The organism is Hydrogenophaga sp. (assembly GCF_026125785.1).
Classification (GTDB): Bacteria; Pseudomonadota; Gammaproteobacteria; order Burkholderiales; family Burkholderiaceae_C; genus Hydrogenophaga.
The window spans coordinates 1-21,426 of the sequence record NZ_JAHCKL010000007.1 but is presented as its reverse complement, the minus strand read 5'-3'; the positions used below and the strand labels follow the sequence as shown (position 1 = coordinate 21,426).

The 21,426-nt window shown below is 67.7% G+C and carries 20 protein-coding genes; 13 read left to right on the top strand and 7 right to left on the bottom strand.

Features of this window, described 5'->3' with window-relative positions:
* Positions 1-4 precede the first annotated feature (4 nt).
* Positions 5-1,048, bottom strand: a complete 1,044-nt coding sequence (locus KIT53_RS08990) for a serine/threonine protein kinase (RefSeq protein WP_297750858.1) — start codon at positions 1,046-1,048, stop codon at positions 5-7.
* A gap of 33 nt (positions 1,049-1,081) precedes the next feature.
* Between KIT53_RS08990 and KIT53_RS08985 the strand changes: the two genes are divergently transcribed.
* The 4 genes from KIT53_RS08985 (at position 1,082) to KIT53_RS08970 (ending at position 4,848) form a co-directional block, all read left to right on the top strand.
* The gene (locus tag KIT53_RS08985; protein ID WP_297750855.1) at positions 1,082-1,963 is read left to right on the top strand and encodes an SAM-dependent methyltransferase; all 882 of its coding nucleotides are present in this window, start codon (positions 1,082-1,084) and stop codon (positions 1,961-1,963) included.
* Between the two features lie 144 nt (positions 1,964-2,107).
* Positions 2,108-3,295 (top strand): cation:proton antiporter, encoded by a 1,188-nt coding sequence (locus KIT53_RS08980; RefSeq protein WP_297750852.1) that lies wholly within the window; start codon positions 2,108-2,110, stop codon positions 3,293-3,295.
* Positions 3,296-3,301: 6 nt separating this feature from the next.
* On the top strand, positions 3,302-4,426 hold the full coding sequence (locus KIT53_RS08975) for a YbdK family carboxylate-amine ligase (protein ID WP_297750849.1): 1,125 nt from the start codon (positions 3,302-3,304) through the stop codon (positions 4,424-4,426).
* Positions 4,427-4,590: 164 nt separating this feature from the next.
* A complete protein-coding gene (locus tag KIT53_RS08970) occupies positions 4,591-4,848 on the top strand; it encodes a hypothetical protein (RefSeq protein ID WP_297750846.1) in 258 nt (85 codons plus the stop codon).
* Positions 4,849-4,878: 30 nt separating this feature from the next.
* On the opposite strand, the gene KIT53_RS08965 is transcribed toward KIT53_RS08970, so the two are convergent.
* Positions 4,879-5,652, bottom strand: coding sequence for an ABC transporter permease (locus tag KIT53_RS08965; protein WP_297751345.1), 774 nt, complete (start codon positions 5,650-5,652; stop codon positions 4,879-4,881).
* Positions 5,653-5,810: 158 nt separating this feature from the next.
* Positions 5,811-6,746, bottom strand: a complete 936-nt coding sequence (locus tag KIT53_RS08960) for an ATP-binding cassette domain-containing protein (RefSeq protein WP_297750843.1) — start codon at positions 6,744-6,746, stop codon at positions 5,811-5,813.
* Positions 6,747-6,848: 102 nt separating this feature from the next.
* Between KIT53_RS08960 and asd the strand changes: the two genes are divergently transcribed.
* From asd to KIT53_RS08935, 5 genes are all read left to right on the top strand, one after another.
* Complete coding sequence (asd, locus tag KIT53_RS08955; RefSeq protein WP_297750840.1) at positions 6,849-7,706, top strand: archaetidylserine decarboxylase; 858 nt, start codon at positions 6,849-6,851, stop codon at positions 7,704-7,706.
* A 54-nt stretch (positions 7,707-7,760) separates the two neighbouring features.
* Positions 7,761-8,963: a formate-dependent phosphoribosylglycinamide formyltransferase gene (gene purT, locus KIT53_RS08950; protein ID WP_297750837.1), complete on the top strand. Its 1,203-nt coding sequence runs from the start codon at positions 7,761-7,763 to the stop codon at positions 8,961-8,963.
* A gap of 203 nt (positions 8,964-9,166) precedes the next feature.
* The gene (locus KIT53_RS08945; protein ID WP_297750834.1) at positions 9,167-9,718 is read left to right on the top strand and encodes a DUF3455 domain-containing protein; all 552 of its coding nucleotides are present in this window, start codon (positions 9,167-9,169) and stop codon (positions 9,716-9,718) included.
* Between the two features lie 121 nt (positions 9,719-9,839).
* Positions 9,840-10,412 (top strand): sigma-70 family RNA polymerase sigma factor, encoded by a 573-nt coding sequence (locus KIT53_RS08940; RefSeq protein WP_297751342.1) that lies wholly within the window; start codon positions 9,840-9,842, stop codon positions 10,410-10,412.
* Positions 10,409-11,131, top strand: a complete 723-nt coding sequence (locus KIT53_RS08935) for an anti-sigma factor (RefSeq protein WP_297750831.1) — start codon at positions 10,409-10,411, stop codon at positions 11,129-11,131. The genes KIT53_RS08940 and KIT53_RS08935 overlap by 4 nt, the downstream gene beginning before the upstream one ends.
* Before the next feature lie 12 nt (positions 11,132-11,143).
* Here the strand turns inward: KIT53_RS08935 and KIT53_RS08930 are convergent, their stop codons facing one another.
* Positions 11,144-12,649 (bottom strand): AMP nucleosidase, encoded by a 1,506-nt coding sequence (locus KIT53_RS08930; RefSeq protein WP_297750828.1) that lies wholly within the window; start codon positions 12,647-12,649, stop codon positions 11,144-11,146.
* Positions 12,650-12,702: 53 nt separating this feature from the next.
* Here KIT53_RS08930 and KIT53_RS08925 point away from each other — a divergent pair, with 53 nt between their 5' ends.
* Complete coding sequence (locus KIT53_RS08925) at positions 12,703-13,986, top strand: DUF4010 domain-containing protein (protein WP_297750824.1); 1,284 nt, start codon at positions 12,703-12,705, stop codon at positions 13,984-13,986.
* On the opposite strand, the gene gorA is transcribed toward KIT53_RS08925, so the two are convergent.
* Both gorA and KIT53_RS08915 read right to left on the bottom strand, forming a co-directional pair.
* A complete protein-coding gene (gene gorA / locus KIT53_RS08920; protein ID WP_297750821.1) occupies positions 13,976-15,385 on the bottom strand; it encodes a glutathione-disulfide reductase in 1,410 nt (469 codons plus the stop codon). The genes KIT53_RS08925 and gorA overlap by 11 nt on opposite strands.
* Before the next feature lie 272 nt (positions 15,386-15,657).
* On the bottom strand, positions 15,658-16,509 hold the full coding sequence (locus tag KIT53_RS08915) for a 3-hydroxybutyryl-CoA dehydrogenase (RefSeq protein ID WP_297750818.1): 852 nt from the start codon (positions 16,507-16,509) through the stop codon (positions 15,658-15,660).
* A 187-nt stretch (positions 16,510-16,696) separates the two neighbouring features.
* Here KIT53_RS08915 and KIT53_RS08910 point away from each other — a divergent pair, with 187 nt between their 5' ends.
* Together KIT53_RS08910 and KIT53_RS08905 are read left to right on the top strand one after the other, a co-directional pair.
* On the top strand, positions 16,697-18,391 hold the full coding sequence (locus tag KIT53_RS08910) for a choline dehydrogenase (RefSeq protein WP_297750815.1): 1,695 nt from the start codon (positions 16,697-16,699) through the stop codon (positions 18,389-18,391).
* Positions 18,392-18,438: 47 nt separating this feature from the next.
* A complete protein-coding gene (locus KIT53_RS08905) occupies positions 18,439-18,741 on the top strand; it encodes an antibiotic biosynthesis monooxygenase (protein ID WP_297750812.1) in 303 nt (100 codons plus the stop codon).
* Here KIT53_RS08905 and rocF read toward each other — a convergent pair.
* A complete protein-coding gene (gene rocF, locus KIT53_RS08900) occupies positions 18,725-19,642 on the bottom strand; it encodes an arginase (protein WP_297750809.1) in 918 nt (305 codons plus the stop codon). The two genes, KIT53_RS08905 and rocF, sit on opposite strands and share 17 nt — an antisense overlap.
* A gap of 358 nt (positions 19,643-20,000) precedes the next feature.
* Between rocF and KIT53_RS08895 the strand changes: the two genes are divergently transcribed.
* Positions 20,001-21,422: a right-handed parallel beta-helix repeat-containing protein gene (locus KIT53_RS08895; protein WP_297750805.1), complete on the top strand. Its 1,422-nt coding sequence runs from the start codon at positions 20,001-20,003 to the stop codon at positions 21,420-21,422.
* Positions 21,423-21,426 lie beyond the last annotated feature (4 nt).

The following is a 21,426-nucleotide window of genomic DNA, read 5'->3' as shown; positions in this document are numbered from 1 at the left end:
GGCCTCAGGCCACCAGTGGCGGGTTCTGCATCTCCTCGATCTGCTCCACCAGCATGTCCACCTGGCCCTGCCAGTAATCGCGCGTGCCGAACCAGGGAAAGTTGACCGGGAAGGCCGGGTCGGTCCAGCGGCGGGCGATCCAGGCGCTGTAGTGGATCAGCCGCAGGGTGCGCAAAGGCTCGATCAGTGCGAGCTCGCGGCGGTCGAATGGGTGCATCTGTTCGTAACCGTCGAGCAGGGCGCCGAGCTGTTGCGTCTGCTGCCGTCGGTCACCGGAGAGCAGCATCCACAGGTCCTGCACGGCCGGACCATTGCGCGCGTCATCCAGGTCGACAAAGTGTGGGCCGGCGCCGGGCTGGCCCTCGGGCGTCCAGAGGATGTTGCCGGGGTGGCAGTCGCCATGCAGGCGGATGCGCGCGATACCGCCTTCTTCCACCGCCGCGCCCGGGCGCAGAACCGCATGGGCCTCGATCAGGGCGAGCGCTTCCTTCAGCGCGCCGGCCCATGCGCTGCGCACCTCCGGGGCGATGGCTTCGTGTTCCATGAGCCAGTCGCGCGGTTCGTGTGCGAAGCTGGCGATGTCCAGCGCCGGCCGGGCCTGGAACGGGTGCATGGCGCCCACGCCGTGCAGGCGGCCGAGGAAGCGGCCGGTCCACTCCAGCACGTCGAAGTCGTCCAGCTCGGGGCGGCGCCCGCCCCGCCGCGGGCTCACCGAGAAAGCGAAGCCACCGAAGTGGTGCAGGGTCTGGCCGTGCAGACGCAGGGGCGGCACGGCTGGAATCTCGGCCGCCACCAGCTCCTCGGCAAAGGCGTGTTCCTCCAGAATCTGCGCATCGCTCCAGCGCCCGGGCCGGTAGAACTTGGCGACCACCTGGTCGTGGCCGCCCTCCGCCGGGGACTCCAGGTGGATCTGGTAGACGCGGTTCTCGAAGCTGTTGAGCGCGGTGATGCGGCCGTCTCCCCACAGGCCCACGTGCGCCAGCGCGTCCTGCACCACGTCGGGCGTGAGCTGGTCGTAGGGGTGCGGGCTGTTCGGTTCGAAGGTCATGCGGGGGATTGTCGCTCCCCCTATGATCGGCCCATGGCGAAACACAAGGACAAGGCGGCCGCGCGGCCTGCACCCACGTTGCAGGAGCAGTTGCCCGAGTTGCGGCCCGGTCAGTCGGTCGAACTGCTCAAGGCGTTGCACATCCTCACGCGCGAAGGGAAGCTCAACCAGGACACGCGGCGCAAGCTCAAGCAGGTCAACCACCTGGTGCAGTTCATCGAGCCGCTGTTGGCCGAGGTGCTGGCCGAACGCGGCGATGTGAGCCTGGCCGACCACGGTGCCGGCAAGTCCTACCTGGGCTTCATGCTGTACGACCTGTTCTTCAAGGACAAGGTGGTCGGCCGCGTGAGCGGCGTGGAGACGCGGGCCGAACTGGTGGAGAAGTCGCGCGCGCTGGCGGCTCAACTGGGCTTTGCGCGCATGGACTTCCTGGCCACCACGGTGCAGGAAGCGCTCACGCACCCGGATCTGCCTGCCCGTGTGGATGTGGTGACCGCGCTGCATGCCTGCGACACCGCGACCGACGATGCCATCGCCTTCGGCCTGGCCAAGCAGGCGCGCCACATGGTGCTGGTGCCGTGTTGCCAGGCCGAGGTGGCCGGTGTGATGCGGCAACACAAGGCGTTCTCGCTGTCGCGCACGCCGCTGGCGGAGTTGTGGCGCCACCCGCTGCACACGCGCGAGTTCGGCAGCCAGATCACCAATGTGCTGCGCTGCCTGCAGCTCGAAGCACATGGTTACAGCGTGACGGTCACCGAACTGGTCGGATGGGAGCATTCCCTGAAGAACGAACTCATTCTGGCCCGTAAAATGCCCACGGACCGAGGCGGCGCCCGTGAACGGGCCCGCGAGCGCCTGGGACAGGTGCTTGAAGCGTTGAATCTGCGGGAGCTCTCGCAGCGCTTCGCGGTCTGAGCGCGAGGCCAGGGCGGCCACCATGGCCTGCCCAGCCTGCATCGCCGGTGTTTATGCCAGCGCGCCGCTGGCGCCGACCGGCCCGGAGGCCGCCGGTGTTCTTCACACCCGACAGCCACAGAACCCATCCAGGAGACCCCGCCTATGGCCACCGAATTTGCTTTCCTGCTGCAATCCATTGCCTGGCCACTGGTGATGCTGCTGGCCTGGTTTGTGGCCGAGTGGGTCTACGAGGCCTGGCACCTGCCGCGTGTGACCAGCTACGTGGCGGTGGGGCTGCTGGGCGGCCTCATCAACCTGCCGGGCCTGACCACCGATATCGCCGGGCTGCCGTTCCTGGCCAACGTGGCGCTTTCGCTGGTGCTGTTCGAACTCGGCTACCGCATCAACCTGCGCTGGTTCCGCCACAACCCCTGGGTGCTGCTGCTGGGCGTGCTGGAGTCGCTCATCACCTTTGGCGTGATCTACTGGGTCTGCGGCTGGTTCGAGCTGCCGGTGGACATGCGCCTGATCATCGCGGCGCTGTCGGTGTCGGCCTCGCCCGCGGGCGTGGTGCGCGTGGCCAACGAGCTGCGCAGCGCGGGCCAGGTGACCGAACGCGTGCTGCACCTGTGCGCCATCAACTGCATGGTGTCCGTGCTGCTGCTCAAGATGGTGGTGGGCTACTGGTACCTCAGCACCTCGGGCGATATCGTGGTGGCGGCGTTCGGCAGCATCCACGTGGTCGGTACCTCGGTCGCGGTGGGCGGCCTGCTGGGCGTGGCGGTGCCCTGGCTGCTGCGCCAGCGCAGCACGCACGAACGCGGCGTGACGGTGGTGTTCGCTCTCTCGGTGCTGCTGCTCACCACCGCCGCCTATGGCCTCAAGCTTTCGCCGCTGCTGGCTGCGCTGACCTTCGGCGTCGTCGCGCGCGAGCGCCGTGTGCACCTCACCAACGCCCAGCGCGACTTCGGTACCGCAGGGGACCTGCTCTCGGTGTTCCTGTTCGTCTACATCGCATCGCTGCTCGACTGGGCCGACGTGGGCACCGGCCTGCTGCTGGGCCTGCTGCTGATCGGCGTACGCACCGCATCCAAGGTGGGCTGCAACCTGGTGGCAGCGCGCCTGTCTGGCATCACCGAGCGCAAGGGTCTGCTGACCGGCCTGGCCCTCACGCCGATGTCCGCCTTTGCCATCCTGCTGCTGGACCAGAGCCGGCTCTACGGTTTTGCACCGGCTGTGCAGGTGCTCTCCGTCATGGCCGGCATGATGTTGCTGCAGGAGCTGCTCGGACCCGTGGTCACGCAGCGTGCGCTCATGGCGGCGCAGGAAACCCACGTCACGAAGGGATAAGCGACCATGCCATTGGAGACATTCAAGTCCTCTGACTCCCTCACCATGGGGGTGGAACTCGAGCTGCAGCTCGTCAACACCTACGATCTCGATCTTTCCAGCAGCGCCAACGATCTGCTGGAACTGCTTCGGCGCAAGCCATTTCCGGGCACCGTGACGCCGGAGATGACGCAGAGCATGATCGAGATCGCCACCGATGTGCAGAGCGAGCATGGCCCGCTGCTGGCGCAGCTGCAGCAGATCCGCGACACGCTGGTGAACGCGGGTGACCGGCTCAACATCGAGATCGCTGGCGGTGGCACGCACCCGTTCCAGCGCTGGTTCGAGCAGCGCATTTTTTCCAAGCCGCGTTTCCAGGAACTCTCGGGCCTGTACGGCTACCTGGCCAAGCAGTTCACCGTGTTCGGCCAGCACGTGCACATCGGCTGCGCCAGCGCCGACGAGGCGCTGTTCCTGCTGCATTCGCTCAACCGCTACGTGCCGCATTTCATTGCGCTGTCGGCCTCGTCGCCGTTTTCCCAGGGCGTGGACACGCTGTTCGATTCGGCGCGTCTGAACTCGGTGTTCGCCTTTCCCCTGAGCGGGCGCGCGCCCTTCGTGCTGAGCTGGGAGGAGTTCGCCAACGTGTACTTCACCAAGATGGAGTCCACCGGGGTGGTGAAGTCCATGAAGGACTTCTACTGGGACATCCGGCCCAAGCCCGAGTACGGCACCATCGAGCTGCGGGTGTGCGACACCCCGCTGACCGTGGAGCGTGCCGCGGGCCTGGCCTGCTACCTGCAGGCGCTGTGCCGTCACCTCCTCGAGCGCGGCGAGCCGCCGCCCGAGGAAGACGACTACCTCGTCTACACCTACAACCGCTTCCAGGCCTGCCGCTTCGGCCTGGACGGGATGATGGTCAACCCCAAGACGCGCGAGCAGATCAGCATCCGGGAGGACATCCTGGCCACGCTGCGCAAGCTCGCGCCGCACGGAGCGGCGCTGGATTCGATGGCTGCACTCGACGAAATCGAACGCACGGCCGCGCGCGTGGGCAACCACGCCACCTTTCTGCGCAACCAGTACAAGGAGAGTGGCAGCGTGCAGTCGGTGGTGCGCGCCAGCGTGGAGGCTTTGCGCCGCGGTCCGTGACGCATGTCACGGACCGCGCGTAGGGGCTCGTCACCTCTTGTCAGGGAAGTTCCTACAGCGCATATGGCGGTGCGCCGACTTAACCGGCGCGGGGGGCATGGGTACAGTTTGTTTCATCGACAAGCGATTGTCACCCTCTCATTCACCTTCAGGAAACCGCTGCCATGTCCACCATCGCTACCCGTCTGAACCCTTTCGTCCTGATGCTCGATCCGGAAGCCGTGATCAGCGCCATGGAAACCAGCCGCGATCTGCGCAGCCTGCGCGGCCGTATCTGCCGCCCGCTGGACAAGCCCCTGATCCCCAAGCTGTACGACGTTGCTGCGCGCGACTACGACGCCGTGATCGAAGCGGAAGAGTTCATCGACACCGGTAGCGAGCTGTACTGCGAAGCCCAGCCCGCGCTGCACACGGTGCACTGACCGCCTCAGGCGCAGGGCTTGCCGCGTGGTCTATTTGCCGAAGCGGCGACGCGTCAACCCCAGTGCCAGCCAGAACGCGGCCACCGCGTAGGCCAGCAGCACCACCGCATGCAGCCAGGGCTGCGCGGGCCACTGGTCCATGAACAGCGGTCGCACCAGTTCCACCGCATTCGTCAAGGGCAGCCAGTCCGAGACGTGCCGCAACACCAGTGGCAACTGCTCCCGCGGGAAGAACACGCCTGAGAGGAACATCATGGGCGTGAGGAACAGCGTGAAGTAGTAGGTGAAGAAGTCATAGCCCTGGGCCAGGGCGTTGAACACCAGGGCGATGCACGAAAAGGTGATGCCCGCTCCCAGCAGAACCGGCCAGGCCAGCAGCAGCTTGGGCGAATGGCTGATGCCCAGCGCGAGCATCACGCCCAGGATGGCCGTCACCGTGAACAGGGCCTTGAAGCCGGCCCAGAGCATTTCGGCCAGCACCACGTCGTCCAGGCTGACGGGCGCATTCATGATGCCGTCCCAGGTCTTCTGCACGTGCATGCGGGAGAAGGCCGAGTACAGCGCCTCGAAGCTGGCGGCGTTCATGGCGCTCATGCAGATGCTGCCGCTGGCCAGGAACAGGATGTACGGCACGGCCACGGTGCCGTCGGGCGTGCCCATGTTGACCTGCCCCACCAGCGCGCCCATGCCGTAGCCAAAGGCAATCAGCCACATCAGCGGCTCGGCGATGTTGCCCACCAGGCTGGGCACCGCCAGCTTGCGCCACACCAGCAGGTTGCGCAGGAACACCGGCCACCAGCGCATGGACAGGCGCGGTGGTGCGAAGTGGGACACCTCCGCCGCACTGCGCGCGACCCCTTTGGCAGGGGGCGCATCCTGCGGCCCGGCGGAGCCGGGACCGAGGGTGCTCTGGGAGGTGTCACCACTTGCTGTCGGTTTGTCGGAGGGTGTGGTGGTCATCTCTATCCGTCCTCCCGTATCTGCCGTCCGGTGAGCTTGAGGAACAGGTCTTCCAGGTTGGCGGGCCGGTGCAGGGTGCGCAGGTGGTGGTGTTCGTTCAACGCGGCCAGCAAGGGCAGGGCCTGCGCGGTGTAGAAGAAGACGGTTTCGCCGCTGACCTCCACGCGCGCGGCCAGGGCGCGCAGGGGGGCGTGTGACGCGCCATGCGCCAGCTCCAGCGCGCCCTGGCCGTAGACCTCGATCACGTCCGGCTCCAGGTGCTGGGCAATGAGTTCGCGCGGACGGCCCTCGGCGATCTTGCGGCCGTGGTCGAGCACCAGCAGGCGCGAGCACAGGCGTTCGGCTTCGTCCATGAAGTGGGTGGTGAGCAGAATGCTCTTGCCTTGCTGCAGCAACAGCTGCAGGCGTTCCCACATCAGGTGGCGGGCCTGCGGGTCCAGGCCGGTGGTGGGCTCGTCCAGCATGAGCAACCTGGGGTCGTTGACCAGTGCACGGGCCAGCGAGAGGCGCCGCTTCATGCCCCCCGAGAGCTCGCCGGGCTTGGCCTCGGCTTTGTGGGACAGCGCCGCGAAGTCCAGCAGCTGGGGAATGCGCGCGCGGATGGTGGCAGCGGGCAGGCCGAAGTAGCGGCCGTAGACCTGCAGGTTCTCCGCGCAGGAGAAGTCCGGGTCCAGGGTGTCCATCTGGCTGACCACGCCGAGCTGGGACTTGATGGCCAGTGCGTCGCGCGGCATGTCCAGGCCGAACGCGGTGATGCGGCCCGCGTCGGGCGCGATCAGGCCCAGGCACATGCGGATGGTGGTGGTCTTGCCCGCGCCGTTGGGCCCGATCACGCCCAGGCATTCGCCGGCACCGATGGAGAAGCTCAGGCCATCGACGACGGTGTTGCCGCCATAGCGTTTGACCAGGTTGTCGCAGGCGAACAGAGAAGCACTCATGGGGGCGCATTGTGCCTGCCCCGATCTCTTTCAGCGGTGGGCCGCCCCTACAATGCGGGGCTGCCCGCAGGGGCATGACCGCATCCCTCTCTTCCATCCGCCATGCCCTTGTCCGTTGCTCTGCAGTACATCTACCCGAAGCAGGCGCTCACCACGCTGGCGGGCAAGGTGGCCAATGCCCGTGCCGGCGGCCTCACGCATGCGCTCATCCGCCGCTTCGTCCGGCGCTATGGCGTGAACATGCAGGAGGCTGCTCAGCCGGAGATCACGGCCTACCCGAGCTTCAATGAATTCTTCACCCGGGCCTTGCGCGCCGATGCGCGGCCACTCGCGCAGGCGGACTTCATCTGTCCGGTGGATGGCGCCATCAGCCAGTTCGGCGCCATCGCGCGCGACCAGATCTACCAGGCCAAGGGGCACACCTACAGCACGCGCGCGCTGGTGGGAGGCGATGCCGCGTTGGCCGCGCTGTTCGACGACGGTGCCTTTGCCACCATCTACCTGAGCCCGCGCGACTACCACCGCATCCACATGCCGGCGGCGGGCACCTTGCGTCGCATGATCCATGTGCCGGGCGAGCTGTTCTCGGTGAACCCGGCCACCGCCCAGGGCGTGCCCGGGCTGTTCGCGCGCAACGAGCGCGTGGTCTGTGTGTTCGACCTGCCGCGTGGCGAGGGCCTGGCACCCATGCCCTTCGTGCTCGTGCTGGTGGGTGCCACCATCGTGGGCAGCATGGCCACCACCTGGCATGGTGTGGTGAACCCGCCGCGTCCGGGACAGGTGCGCGAATGGACCTACGGCGACGCGCCTGTGCAACTGGCGAAGGGCGAGGAAATGGGGCGCTTCCTGCTGGGCTCCACCGTGGTCCTGCTCTGGCCGCGCGACGCCATCGCTTTCAACCCCGACTGGGCGCCCGAGGCCGCCGTGCGCATGGGCGAAGCCATGGGCGCAGCGCTTTGAAAGAAGAGCGGACTGCCGCTGTCCTTACCACCTTTTGAAGACAGGAACACCGACATGACCACGCTGGGAACGCCGCTGTCCCCCTCCGCCACCCGTGTCATGCTGCTGGGCTCGGGCGAACTGGGCAAGGAGGTGCTGATTGCCCTGCAGCGGCTGGGCGTCGAGACCATCGCCGTGGACCGCTATGAGAACGCGCCGGGCCAGCAGGTGGCGCACCATGCGCGCACCATCACCATGAGCGACCCGGCGCAGCTCAAGGCGCTCATCGAAGCCGAGCGGCCGCACCTGGTGGTGCCGGAGATCGAAGCCATCGCCACGCCCATGCTGCAGGAGCTCGAGGCCGCGGGCGTGGTGAAGGTGATTCCCACCGCGCGCGCCGCGCGCCTGACCATGGACCGCGAGGGCATTCGCGTGCTGGCCGCCGAAACACTGGGCCTGCCGACCAGTCCCTACCGCTTCTGCGATTCGCTGGCCGAATTGCAGGCGGCGATCGACGGCGGTATTGGCTATCCCTGCATCGTCAAGCCGGTGATGAGCAGCAGCGGCAAAGGCCAGAGCAAGATCGACGGCCCGGCCGACGTGCAGAAGGCCTGGGACTGCGCCATGGCGGGTGGCCGTGTGAGCCATGGCCGGGTGATCGTGGAGGGCTTCATCGACTTCGACTACGAGATCACCCAGCTCACCGTGCGCGCGTTGGGCGCGGATGGCCAGGTGCAGACCCATTTCTGTGACCCGATCGGCCATGTGCAGGTCAGTGGCGACTACGTGGAAAGCTGGCAGCCGCACCCCATGACGCCGGCCGCGTTGCAGAAGTCGCGCGACATCGCCAAGGCGGTGACGGACAACCTCGGTGGCCAGGGCCTCTTTGGCGTGGAGCTGTTCGTCAAGGGCGACCAGGTGTGGTTCAGCGAAGTGAGCCCGCGCCCGCACGATACCGGTCTGGTGACCTTGTGCACCCAGCACCAGAGCGAGTTCGAGCTGCACGCGCGAGCCATCCTGGGCCTGCCGGTGGATGCCTCGCTGCGCAACCCGGGGGCCAGCGCCGTGATCTACGGCGGTGTGGAGGCGCAAGGCATCGCTTTCGATGGTGTGGACGAAGCCCTGCGCGTGCCCGGCACCGACCTGCGCCTCTTCGGCAAACCCGAGAGCTTCCTCAAGCGCCGCATGGGGGTGGCGTTGGCCCGGGCAACGGACACCGACACCGCCCGCGCCAACGCCAAGCTCGCGGCTTCCCGGGTCAGGCCCCGGCGGGCCTGAGGCCGGCTCCGTGGCGACCGTATGGCGCCACGGTGTGGCGCAATGGGCGGATATGCCGGCGCGGGCCTGGATCCAGGGGCTGCTCTGAGGCATGGGTGAACTTTTTTTGAGGCGGACTGCATCCAAACCCTCGGCTGGGGCGTAGTGAAGACAGTGACGTGTTCTGCGTTGCTGTCCACAACCCATCTTTGAGGAGTTTTTCCATGCTGATCAAGACCTCCCTGGCCGCTGCTGCGGCGATCGCCCTGTCCGCCTGCGCCTCGTCCAACATGGGCGCCCCCGCCATGACGTTTTCGCAGGCGGCGCTGCCCGACGCGGTGAAAGTGCCGGCAGGCCACAAGGTGGCCTGGGAAACCGTGGGCGTGGGCCAGATCACCTACGAATGCCGTGCCAAGGCCAACATGCCTGGCCAGTTCGAGTGGGTCTTCGTCGGGCCGGACGCCAAGCTCCTGGACCGTTCGGGCAAACAGGTCGGCAAGTACTACGGACCGCCCGCGACCTGGGAAGCCAACGACGGGTCGAAGTTCACCGCCACGCAGGTGGCTGTCGCGCCCGGTGGCGATGGCAACATCCCGCTGCAACTGGTGAAGGCCAACCCCGCGATGGGCAGCGGTGCCATGAACGGTGTGACCTACACCCAGCGCGTGGCCACCAAGGGCGGGGTCGCTCCGGCCGCCGCCTGTGGCGCGGGCAACGCCGGTGCACGGCAGATCGTGCAGTACCAGGCCGACTACATCCTCTGGAAAGCGTCTTGATGACCAGCGGCCGGCGAGGGACTCCATGCGCCGCCGGCCGATCCATCGGGTAGGATGGCTCGCATCGTCACGCTGCGGTGCCCATGCGCTGCGGCGCGGCTTCCCCTTCCATCCCGCTGAACTGCCCTTGCCAGCCTCCGCGCCCGAATCTTTCGACCACGACGACGCCCTGGCCGCTTGCGCGCGAGGCGACCGTTCGGCGCTGCGCCGGCTGTACGAGCACGAGGGGCGCTACCTGTTGGGCGTGGCGCTGCGCATCGTGCGCGACCGCGCCACCGCCGAGGATGTGCTGCACGACGCCTTCATGAGCATCTGGACCCGCGCCGCTTCTTTCGATGCCGGGCGCGGCACCGGGCGCGGCTGGATCTACAGCATCGTGCGCCACCGGGCCCTGGACGCCCTGCGTGCCGGCGCGCGCACCGAGTCGGCCGACGAACAGGACCTGGATGCCTTGCAGGCCGAGGATCCGCCCTCAGCACCGGACATGGTGGATGCCTTCGCGCTGCGCGCCGATCTGGGCCGGCTGGACGACTGCCTGGCCAGGCTGGACGTGGCCAAGCGCAATTGCGTGCTCTACGCCTACCTGGATGGTTGCACCCACCCGGAGATCGCCCAGCGGCTGGGCGCGCCGCTGGGGTCGGTGAAGGCGTGGATCCGTCGGGGTCTGGCTTCGCTCAGGGAGTGTCTCGCGTGAGCACGACGGAGCACGACGACCTCGACGCGCTGGCCTCGGCCTACGTGGTGGGCACGCTGTCCGCCGCGCGGCGGCGCGAGGTGCAGGAGCGCCTGCCGCGCGATGCGCGGCTGCGGGCCGCGGTGGATGGCTGGGAGGCGCGCTTGCTGCCGCTCACCCGCCTGGCCGATCCGGTGGAGCCTTCGCCGGCGCTGTGGTCGCGCATCGAAAACGGCCTGGCCCCGGCCCGCGCACCGCAGAGGCCGGACACCGTGAGTGCCTGGCAACGCTGGTGGCGCAGTGTCCACTTCTGGCGCGCCGTGGCGGCCACGGGTTTCGTCGCCGCATCGGTGGCCGCGCTGTGGCCCGCCACGGGCCTGTTCGCGCCGGCCGCGCCGCAGTACATGGTGGTGCTGGTGCCACCCAACGGCAACGCGCCAGGCTGGATGGTGCAGACCCAGGGTCGCGACACGCTGCGGCTGGTGCCCCTGGGCACCACCACCGCGTTGCCGGAGCAACGCTCGCTGCAGTTCTGGACCAAGGCCGACGACTGGAACGCACCGGTCTCACTGGGGCTGGTGCAGCCTGGGCAGCCGCTGGAGGTCAAGCTCGACAAGCTGCCGCCGCTGGTGCCCAACCAGCTGTTCGAGATCACGCTGGAGCCTTACAACGGCTCGCCCACTGGTCGCCCGACCGGGCCGATTCTCTACATCGGGCGTTCGGTGCAGCTCAATACCTGAAGCCGCTGGCGTTCACTGGAACGCCACTTCGGCGAAGCTGCGCAGCTTGCGGCTGTGCAACTGGTCCGAGCCGCCTTCGCGCAGGATGTCGATGGCGCGGATGCCAATGCGCAGGTGCTGGTCCACGCGTTCGCGGTAGAAGTGGTTGGCCATGCCAGGCAGTTTGATCTCGCCGTGCAGGGGTTTGTCGCTCACGCACAGCAGGGTGCCGTAAGGTACGCGGAAGCGAAAACCGTTGGCCGCGATGGTGGCGCTTTCCATGTCCAGTGCCACGGCGCGCGACTGCGAGAAGCGCCGCTGCGGCATGTTGTCGGGGAGCAGTTCCCAGTTGCGGTTGTCGGTGCTTGCCACGGTGCCGGTGCGCATGATGCGCTTGAGCTCATGCGGCGGCACACCTGTGACGTCGGCCACCGCGCCCTCCAGCGCCAACTGGATCTCGGCCAGCGCCGGAATGGGCACCCACAGCGGCAGTTCCTCGTCGAGCACGTGGTCCTCTCGCACATAGGCGTGCGCGAGCACGTAGTCGCCCAGTTGCTGGCTGGTGCGCAGGCCGGCGCAGTGGCCCAGCATCAGCCAGGCATGCGGCCGCAGCACCGCGATGTGGTCGGTGATGGTCTTGGCATTGGCCGGGCCGACGCCGATGTTGACCATGGTGATGCCGCTGCGGTCGGCGCGGATCAGGTGGTAGGCCGGCATCTGCGGCAGGCGCGGCGGGGCATGGCCCAGGGCGTCCTCCGGTTGCGCCGCCAGGCCGGTGCGGCGCATCACCACGTTGCCCGGCTCGATGAAGGCGACGTACTCGCTGTCGGGCCGCGCCATCTCGGCGTGGCCGAGCTTGATGAACTCGTCGATGTAGAACTGGTAGTTGGTGAACAGCACGAAGTTCTGGAACCAGTCGGGCGCGGTGCCGGTGTAGTGGCGCAGGCGTTGCAGCGAGTAGTCCACGCGCGGCGCGGTGAAGAGCGAGAGCGGGTGTGCTTCACCGGGGCCGGGCTCGTGGGTGCCGTTGGCGATGCCATCGTCCATGGCCGTGAGGTCGGGCAGGTCGAACACGTCGCGCATCAGCGCGCGGCGCGCCGCGTCCAGGCTGCCTTCCACATGGTCGTTCTCGGCGAAGGAGAAGTGGATGGGGATGGGCTGCGTGCTGGTGCCGACCTCCAGCTCGCCGCCATGGTTGGCCAGCAGCAGGCTGAACTGTTCAAGGTAGTAGTCGCCATACAGGTCTGGCCGCGTGAGCGTGGTCTCGAAACGGCCTGGGCCCGCGACGAAACCGTAGCTCAGCTTCTTGTAGGGCGGGCTGTTGGGCTCGCCTTGCCGTGACACGCTGTGGGAGTGCAAGCGCACGTAGGGGTAGCAGGCCCGCACGTGCACGTCGGAGAAATGGCCGCCGGCCACATAGTCGCGCATGGCCTGGCGCAAGAAGTCCACGTTGTCCTGGTAGATCTTGCGCACTTGGGCCAGGGCCAGGGCCGGGTCGTTGAAAACCAGAGGGGCGGTAAAGTCGGGCGTCTTGTGCATGGCGCTATTGTCACCTTGCGGTGTGGCGGTCGTGCATCCATTCCTGTACCCGCATGCCAGAAAACGCCGCACCGTCCTTCTTCGCTTCGGCCGCCACCACGCTGGCGGTCGCCCTGGGGTGCGGGTTGCTGGTCGGCATCGAGCGCGAGCGCCGCAAGGGCTCAGGGCCGGGCCGCGCCATGGCAGGGCTGCGCACCTTTGCCCTGGTGTGCGTGATGGGCGCGACCACCGCGCTCACCCAGGTCAGCGGGCTGGTGGTGGCCGGTGCGGCCTTCGTGGCGGCGCTGGGGGTGGTGGCTTACTGGCGCGACCGTTCCGACGACCCGGGCGTGACCACCGAGGTGGCGCTGCTGCTGACCTACCTCATCGGCGTGTTGTGTGTCTGGAGCCTGCCACTGGCCGCCGCCCTGGCCGTGGGGCTTACCGCGGTGCTCGAAGGGCGCGAACGCATGCACCGGTTTGCGCGCCACTGGCTGCGGCCGGCCGAGGTGCGCGATGGCATCGTGCTGGCCGCACTCGTGCTCGTGGCCCTTCCGCTGATGCCCGACCGCCCATTCTGGGGACCTGTGCTCAACCCGCACCTGATGGTGCAACTGCTGGCGTTGCTGCTGGCCGTGCAATCGCTCGCGCACCTGGGGCGCCGCCTGCTGCAGGCCCGGCATGCGGTGGCACTGTCTTCGCTGGCATCCGGTTTCGTCTCCAGCACGGCCACCATCGCCACCTTGGGGCTGGCGGTGCGCGAGGGGCGTTCGGGTGCGCGGCTCATGGCCGGCGGCGGATTGCTGTCCTGCGTATCCACGCAACTGCAACTGCTGCTGGTGGCCGCCGCCGTGCAACCGGCCTGGCTCGCCACGCTGTGGATTCCCGCGCTGGCGGCCGCGGCCCTGGCGGCGCTCTGGGGTGTGTGGCTGGTGCGGGGTGCGCCGGCGGAGACGGAGCTGGGCGCAATGTCCACGCCGCGGGTAGAAGGCTTGCCCACGGCCGGCTCGGAGCGCATGTTCAGTCTGCGGGGCGCTGCCGCCGTGGCCGCGTTGCTGACCGCCATCCAGGTGCTGGTGCATGCGCTGACGCTCTGGCTGGGGCAGGCAGGTCTCTATGTGGGCACGCTGCTGGGCGCCCTGGCCGATCTGCACTCGGCGCTGGCCGCGGTGTTCGCCACCAGGCCGCCGGCTGGCCCGGCCGGGCTGGCGGTGGTGTTGGCGCTGGCGGTGCATGCCCTGAGCAAGAGCATCACGGCCGCGCTGACGGGTGGCGGGCGGTATGTCGCCTGGCTCGCGCCGGGCCTGTGGGCACATACCCTGCTGGGCGCGGCCCTGCTCTGGTTCCTCAGTTCCTGACGGCCTCGCGCATGGTCACGAACTCTTCCGCCGCGGTGGGGTGGATGCCGATGGTGCTGTCGAAGATGGCCTTGGTCGCACCGGCCTTCATGGCCACGGCGAAACCCTGAACGATCTCGCCTGCGTCGGCGCCCACCATGTGCAGGCCCACCACGCGGTCGGTCTTGGTCTCCACCACCAGCTTCATCAGTGTGCGCTCGGTGCGGCCCGACAGCGTGTGCTTCAGCGCCTTGAATTCGCTGCGGAAGATGGTCACCTCGCCAAACTTCTCGCGCGCCTGAGCCTCGCTGTAGCCCACGGTGCCGATGCTGGGGTGCGTGAACACGGCGGTGGGGATGAAGTCGTACCCCATGGTGCGCGCGGCCTTGCCCGAGGCCGGACCGAAGAGCTGGTCGACCACCACCATGGCCTCTCCCAGTGCCACCGGCGTGAGTTGCACGCGGCTGGTCACGTCGCCCACGGCGAAGATCGACGGCACGTTGGTCTGGTAGTGCCCGTTGACGATCACCTCGCCTTTGGCGCCCTGGGCCACACCCACCGCCTCCAGGCCCAGGCCCTGGGTGTTGGGCACCCGGCCGGTGGCATAGAGCACGGCATCGGCTGTCAGCACCGCGCCCCCTTCACAGGTGACGCGCAGGCCCTCGTCCGTCTTGCGCACATCGACCACTCCGGCGTCCAGGTGCAGGTCCACGCCCGCCTTGACCATCTCGGCCGCGACGAAATGGCGGATCTCGTCGTCAAAGCCCCGCAGCACCTGTTCGCCCCGGTAGAGCTGCGTCACCTGGGCACCGAGCCCGTTGAAGATGGACGCGAACTCGCACGCGATGTAGCCGCCTCCGACCACCACCAGGCGCTGCGGAAACGGTTCCAGGTCGAAGATGTCGTTGGACGTGATGACGTGCTCGCGGCCCACGAAATGCGGTACATGCGGCGTGCCGCCGGTGGCGATCAGGATGTGTTTCGCCGTGAAAGACTGGTGCCCGGCCGAGCCGTCCGCATTCAGCGTGGCCAGCGAGATACCGTGCGCGCCGGTGATGCGCGCGAACGCCTCGAACACCGTGACCCCGGAACCGCGCAGCAGGTTGCCATAGACACCGTTGAGACGCCCGATTTCACGCGCTCGGTTCGCCTTGAGCGTTGCCCAGTTGAGCGTGGGCGCTTCGCCTTCCCAGCCAAAGCCACGCGACTCCTCGAACGCCTCGTGGTAGTGCGCCGCGTAGCTGTAGAGCTTCTTGGGAATACACCCAACGTTGACGCAGGTACCCCCCAACCCGTCGGCCCCCAGCGTCTCCGCCAGGCCGACACGCGCACCGCGCTGCGCCGCCATGCGCGCGGCACGCACGCCACCACTGCCGCCACCGATGACGAAAAGATCGAAGTCGAAAGATGAAGCGCTCATGCGAATGGGTCCTCGAAGCAGAGACGCATGTTACGGCCGCACGAAAGCCAGTGCCGATCAGGGCGAATAGAGCGAACGAAGCGAGGCGCCCCCACCCAGAGATGCCAAAGGCCCACCTCCGCCAGCCCAAGCCACCCAGCGAGCGAAGCGAGGCGTGTAAGCCCAGAGATGCCGAGGGTCCGGCTCCGCCGGCCCAAGGCATCGTCCCCCCTCCCAGCGCCGAAGGCGCGCCAGAGAGGGGGGAAGCCGCGCAGCGGCGCAGGGGGGTGTCCTCAGTACCTATACACCCCCCGGCCGCTCTTGCGCCCCAGCCAGCCGGCCGCGACCATTTCCTTGAGCAGCGGGGCCGGGCGGTACTTGCTGTCGTTGAACTCGGCCATGTAGACGTTCATCACGGCCAGGCACACGTCCAGGCCGATCATGTCGGCCAGCGCGAGCGGGCCGATGGGCTGGTTCGTGCCCAGCTTCATGCCGGCGTCGATGTCTTCGGGGCTGGCGATGCCTTCGGCGAGCACGAAGAAGGCCTCGTTGATCATGGGTACGAGGATGCGGTTGACCACGAAGCCGGGGGCGTTCTTCACGGTGATCGGTGTCTTGCCCAGGGCTTCGGCCAGCGCCTTGACCGTGTCGTGCGTGGCGTCGCTGGTCTGCAGGCCGCGGATGATCTCCACCAGCGCCATCATGGGGACCGGGTTGAAGAAGTGCATGCCGATGAAGCGGTCTGCCCGCTGGGTGGACGCGGCCAGCTTGGTGATGCTGATCGAGCTGGTGTTGGTGGCCACGATGACCTCGGGCGCCAGCAGACCGTCGAGCTGCTGCAGGATCTTGATCTTCAGGCCTTCGTTCTCGGTGGCGGCCTCGATCACCAACTGCGCGCTCTTGAGGTCGTCGTAGCTCGTTGAGCCGTGGATCAGGGCAAGGGCCTTGTCCTTGTCGGCGACGCCGATCTTGTCTTTCTTGATCAGGCGGTCCAGGCTGCCGGCGACGGTGGCCAGACCCTTGTCTACCGCGGCCTGCGAGATGTCCACCATCACCACGCGGATGCCGTTCGTGGCGCAGGCCTGCGCGATGCCATTGCCCATGGTGCCTGAGCCAATGATGCCGACGGTCTGGATCGTGTTCATGGGTGCGATGCTCCTGTCTGATGCGGATGAAGAAGAAAACCTGTGGAGTGCTGCGGCGCGCGCAGGGCGTCACCGGGGTGTCTTTCCTAGGCCGCGCTGCCTAAAGGCGGCGGCGGGCCTGTGCTACCTTGCCCAGGCGATTGTCGCGCACCGCAAGACGTGCCCGGCGTCCCAGGAGACAGACCCCATGTTCGACTACATCATCGTCGGTGGCGGCTCTGCGGGCTGCGTGCTCGCGGCCCGCTTGAGCGAAAACCCGGAGATCCGCGTGGCCTTGCTGGAGGCCGGCCCGCCCGACCACAGCGTGCTGATCCATTGCCCGGCCGGCCTGGCGGTGCTGGCCAAGAACGGCCAGGCCAACTGGTGCCTGCAGACGGTGCCCCAGCCAGGCCTGAATGGCCGGCGCGGTTACCAGCCCCGGGGCAAGGTGCTGGGTGGATCGAGTTCCGTGAACGCCATGATCTACGCGCGTGGCCATGCGCGCGACTACGACGATTGGGCCGCGCAGGGCAATCCAGGATGGTCTTTTGCCGACGTGCTGCCGTACTTCAAGCGCGCCGAACACAACGAGCGCGGCGCCGACGACTTGCACGGGCAAGGCGGGCCGCTCAACGTGATGGACCTGCGCAGCCCCAATCCGTTCCTGCCTGCCTTCATCGAAGCCGGACAGCAGGCCGGCTACCGGCACAACCCCGACTTCAATGGGCCGGAGCAGGAGGGTGTGGGGGCCTACCAGGTCACGCACCGCGATGGTGAGCGATTCAGCGCCGCCAAGGCATACCTCACGCCGCACCTGGGGCGGTCCAACCTGCAGGTCATCACGCATGCCCTGGTGACCCAGGTGCTCACCGAGGTGTCGGACACGGGTTCGCCCCGCGCGGTGGGCGTCGCTTACCGGGGGCAGGACGGACGGGGGCCGTTGCAGACGCTGCGCCTGCGCAGCGGCGGCGAGGTGGTGCTCAGTGCGGGCGCGTTCGGTTCGCCGCAGTTGCTGATGCTCTCGGGCGTCGGGCCTGCGGACCACCTGAAGGCGCACGGCATCCCCGTGGTGCGCGATCTGCCCGGTGTGGGTGAGAACCTGCACGACCACGTGGATGTGGTGCTGGTGGTCAATGCGCCCCGCGTCAAGGATCTGCTGGGTGTATCGCCCACTGGCGTGGCGCGCGTGCTGCGCGGCATCTTTGAATGGCGCCGCCAGCGCAGCGGTCTTCTGACCACCAACTTTGCCGAGGCCGGCGGCTTCATCCGCAGCACCCCCGAAGAGGCCGTGCCCGATCTGCAGTTGCACTTCGTGGTTGGCAAGCTGGTCGACCACGGTCGCAAGACCGTGCTGGGCCACGGTTATTCCTGCCACGTCTGCCTGTTGCGTCCGCGCAGCCGCGGCACCCTGCGCCTGGCCAGTGCGGACCCGCAGGCCGCACCGCTGATCGATCCGGCGTTTCTTCAGGACCCGGACGACATGGCGCGCTTGCTGCGTGGCTTCAAGCTCATGCGCCGTCTGCTGGAGCAACCCGCGCTGGCGCGCCATGGGGGATTCGAGGCGTCGGCTTCCGTGCACGCCCGCAGCGACGCGCAGATCGAGCAGTTCATCCGCAACCACGCAGACACGATCTACCACCCCGTTGGCACCTGCCGCATGGGCCCGGGGCCTCTGGACGTGGTGGATGCGCGCCTGCGCGTGCATGGTGTCCAGGGTTTGCGGGTGGTCGATGCCTCGGTCATGCCGAGTGTGGTCGGGGGCAACACCAACGCGCCCGTGATCATGATGGCGGAGAAGGCGGTGGACATGCTGCGCGAGGACAGGCGCGCCTTCGCACCCGCGAACCACACGGATCAAGGGACCCAGGACCCGCTGGATCTACCGCAGGCGATTCCCGGTTAACCTGCGGCCTTCTGTTCCCATCTTTTGCACCGCGGAGACTTCCTACGATGATCCTCGAACACGCCGACATCCGCATCGATCCCCAGAAACGCGACGCTTTCGAAGAGGCCATCCTGCGCGGCGTCACCACCGTCATTGCCCCCTCGAAAGGCTTCCTGGGCTACAAGGTGCGTCGCAGCATCGAAAGTCCGGGCCGCTACATACTGACCATCCGCTGGGCCACGGTGGAGGACCACATGGTCGGTTTCCGGGCGTCGGACCGCTTCGCGCAATGGCGCGCCATCGTGGGGCCGTACTTCGTGCAGCCGCCCGTGGTCGAGCACCTGGAGCTCATCAGCCCGACCGCATGAGGGTCGATTTGCCGAACAGGCTCTCGATCAGGTCCACCGCCAGCACCGCCGTCCGGTTGCGCACGTCCAGCGCAGGATTGAGTTCCATCACGTCCAGCGAACCCAACTGGCCGGTATCGGCGATCATCTCCATGCACAACTGGGCCTCCCGGTAGGTGGGGCCGCCGGGCACTGTGGTGCCCACGCCCGGTGCGATCTCGGGGTCGAGGAAATCGACGTCAAAGCTCACATGCAGGTGGGTGTTGCCGTCCACCCCCTGCAGGGCCTGTGTCATGGTGTGCCGCATGCCCATCTCGTCGATGTAGCGCATGTCGAACACCTCCAGACCCATGTCGTGCACCAGCCGCTTCTCGCCCGGGTCCACGCTGCGGATGCCGATCTGCCGCACGGTGCCGGGTTCGATGGCCGGCGTGTGGCCACCCACGCCAGTGAGTGGCGCGGGTCCGAGACCGCAAAGCAGGGCCACCGGCATGCCGTGGATGTTGCCGCTGGGGGTCAGGGCGGCGGTGTTGAAGTCGGCGTGGGCGTCGAGCCAGAGCACCCTGAGCGCCTTGCCGGTGGCGCGGCAGTGGCGCGCCACCGCGCTGATCGAACCCAGGGCGAGGCTGTGGTCCCCACCCAGCACGATGGGCAGATAACCGAGCGCGAGCTCGGCGTGCACTGCCTCGTGCACGATCCCGCTCCAGTGGGTCACCTCGTCCAGATGCCGGTACCCGTCCACCGGTGCTTGCCAGGGGTTGGGCGGGCCGGCGAGGTTCCCGCGGTCCCGCACGCGCAAGCCCTGGTGCCGCAGGACAGCTTCCAGGCCAGCCACCCGCAGGGCTTCCGGCCCCATGGACGCACCGCGCGTGCCGGCGCCGATGTCCGTGGGAACGCCGATCAGGCTGATGTCTCGCTGCATGGCCGCATTGTGGTGGATGTGTCCGGCGAACTGTGTCAATCTGTATGGAGTGTGTCCAATGGCGCGATCCGTGTTCCTACCCCTACCAGCACCCCGGGTGTTCGTGGCCCCCGGGCGGAGCGGCGTACCGCGAGGATTTGGTTACTTCCATGAACCTTCTGTCGTGGGGCCGCGTCAGGGCTTGGCGACACTCCACTCCGCTCGAACGTCCGGATTTTCCGCTCATCGTCGCGATGCAGGTGTCTGTCAACGGCACCCCGACACTGAGGGTGACAGTCCGGTTCCGCCAATCGATCGCTTGCCGCGCAGCCTGCGCCCGGCGCCTGCCGGCGGCAGTGGTCTTACCCGATACCTCGCCTTGAACGCCATCCATCCCACCCCCGCACCGGGCACCGCGGTGCCTTCGCTGTCCCGTGCCACCAGTGTCTCGCTGGCGCTGCTGTTCGCCGCCACGCTGGGTGCCTGTGGCGGCGGCGGTTCCGACACCGTCGCGGTCGACACCCCGGCGGGAACACCCGCGCCTTCTCCCTCTCCCGCACCTGCGCCTGCGCCTGCGCCTTCCCCTGCGCCCTCGCCGGCGCCTTCCCCTGCGCCTGCGCCCTCTCCGGCACCTTCACCTGCGCCAGCACCCTCTCCAGCGCCTGCTCCGGCTCCCGTTCCGGTGGGCACCACGGCTTGCGATACCGCCACCGGCCGCGTGCTGCTGGTCGGTCCGGGGCGCACCTATGCCGTTCCCAGCGCGGCGGCCGCGGCCGCCCGTTCTGGCGACGTGATCAAGATCGCCGCAGGCGATTACCGCGGCGACGTTGTGCAGTGGACGGTCAGCAACCTGACCATCTGCGGCGACGGTGGCCGCGCTCGCCTGTTTGCGAACGGCAACAACGCCCGGGGCAAGGGCTTGTGGGTGATCTCGGGGTCGAACATCACCATCGACAGCATCGAATTCCGCGACACCAAGGTTCCCGACCAGAACGGCGCGGGCATCCGGGCCGAGCACACCGGCGCCCTGCGCATCATCAACAGCGGCTTCTACGACAACGAGAACGGCATCCTTGCCAATGCCGGGTCGTCCACCATCAGCATCGAGCGCTCGGAGTTCGCGCGCAACGGTTACGGCGATGGCTACTCGCACAACATCTACGTCAACCTGATCACCCGGTTGACGGTGTCGGCGAGCTATTTCCACGAAGCGAAGATCGGCCACAACCTCAAGAGCCGCGCCCAGGAAACCATCATCGAGAACAGCTACTTCATGGACGGCCCGACGGGGACTTCCAGCTACCTGGCGGATTTCCCCAACGGCGGACGCGTGGTGCTGCGCGGCAACATGTTCCACAAGGGGCCGAACGCGGACAACCCAACCGCGATCTCCTATGGCGCCGAAGGCATCGAGAACTCGACCAATACGTTCGAGATGTTCCACAACACGGTGGTGAGCACCCGCTCCGGCGGCTACTTCATCGCCGCCTACAGCGGCACGCAGACGCTGCGTCTCACGGCCAACCTGTTTGCTGGCACCGGCAGCGTCTCGTTGTTCGGTGGCACCTACGCCAGCGGCAACGCCATCCAGTCGGGCAACGTGACTTCGGTGGCCACCAACATCCCGGGGGCGTCCAATATCGCCAGCCCCAACTTCTGGCCCAACAGCACGCTGCAGGCATCGACCACGCTGGGCAGCGTGCTCGACAGTGCCTACGCGAACGATGCGCCCACGCCTTACACGCTTCGCGCGATCTCGGGCGGTGCTCGCCGCGTGGGTGCCCTGCAGGCCGCGCCCTGACGCC